2 protein-coding genes are annotated in these 1,037 nt (G+C 26.1%); both read right to left on the bottom strand.

What is annotated here, in order from left to right; all coding sequences use genetic code 11:
* Nucleotides 1-40: 40 nt before the first annotated feature.
* A complete protein-coding gene (erm(C), locus tag JVU85_RS13820; RefSeq protein WP_014158488.1) occupies nucleotides 41-775 on the bottom strand; it encodes a 23S rRNA (adenine(2058)-N(6))-methyltransferase Erm(C) in 735 nt (244 codons plus the stop codon).
* A 57-nt stretch (nucleotides 776-832) separates the two neighbouring features.
* Entirely contained in the window at nucleotides 833-892 is a 60-nt protein-coding gene (ermCL, locus tag JVU85_RS13815) for a 23S rRNA methylase leader peptide ErmCL (RefSeq protein ID WP_002497446.1), read from the bottom strand.
* Nucleotides 893-1,037: the final 145 nt, after the last annotated feature.

Raw genomic sequence — 1,037 nt, 5'->3', positions numbered from 1 at the left:
TTTTACTTTGCAACAGAACCCAGTTTATGCATCCCTTAACTTACTTATTAAATAATTTATAGCTATTGAAAAGAGATAAGAATTGTTCAAAGCTAATATTGTTTAAATCGTCAATTCCTGCATGTTTTAAGGAATTGTTAAATTGATTTTTTGTAAATATTTTCTTGTATTCTTTGTTAACCCATTTCATAACGAAATAATTATACTTCTGTTTATCTTTGTGTGATATTCTTGATTTTTTTCTATTTAATCTGATAAGTGAGCTATTCACTTTAGGTTTAGGATGAAAATATTCTCTTGGAACCATACTTAATATAGAAATATCAACTTCTGCCATTAAAAGTAATGCCAATGAGCGTTTTGTATTTAATAATCTTTTAGCAAACCCGTATTCCACGATTAAATAAATCTCATTAGCTATACTATCAAAAACAATTTTGCGTATTATATCCGTACTTATGTTATAAGGTATATTACCAAATATTTTATAGGATTGGTTTTTAGGAAATTTAAACTGCAATATATCCTTGTTAAAAACTTGAAAATTATCGTGATCAACAAGTTTATGTTCTGTAGTTTTGCATAATTTATGGTCTATTTCAATGGCAGTTACGAAATTACACCTTTGTACTAATTCAAGGGTAAAATGGCCTTTTCCTGAGCCGATTTCAAAGATATTATCATGTTCATTTAATCTTATATTTGTCATTATTTTATCTATATTATGTTTCGAAGTAATAAAGTTTTGACTGTGTTTTATATTTTTCTCGTTCATTATAACCCTCTTTAATTTGGTAATGAATTTTGCTTATTAACGATTCATTATAACCACTTATTTTTTGTTTGGTTGATAATGAACTGTGCTGATTACAAAAATACTAAAAATGCCCATATTTTTTCCTCCTTATAAAATTAGTATAATTATAGCACGAGCTCTGATAAATATGAAGGTTCTGTTGCAAAGTAGAATTTATAGTATAAATTTAACAAAAAGGAGTCTTCTGTATGAACTATTTCAGATATAAACAAATTAACAA

This window comes from Staphylococcus sp. GDY8P72P (genome assembly GCF_016890655.1).
In the GTDB taxonomy this organism is placed as follows: Bacteria; Bacillota; Bacilli; order Staphylococcales; family Staphylococcaceae; genus Staphylococcus; species Staphylococcus arlettae.
Note: the sequence above shows the minus strand (reverse complement) of the source record. Positions and strands in the feature narration are given on the sequence as shown.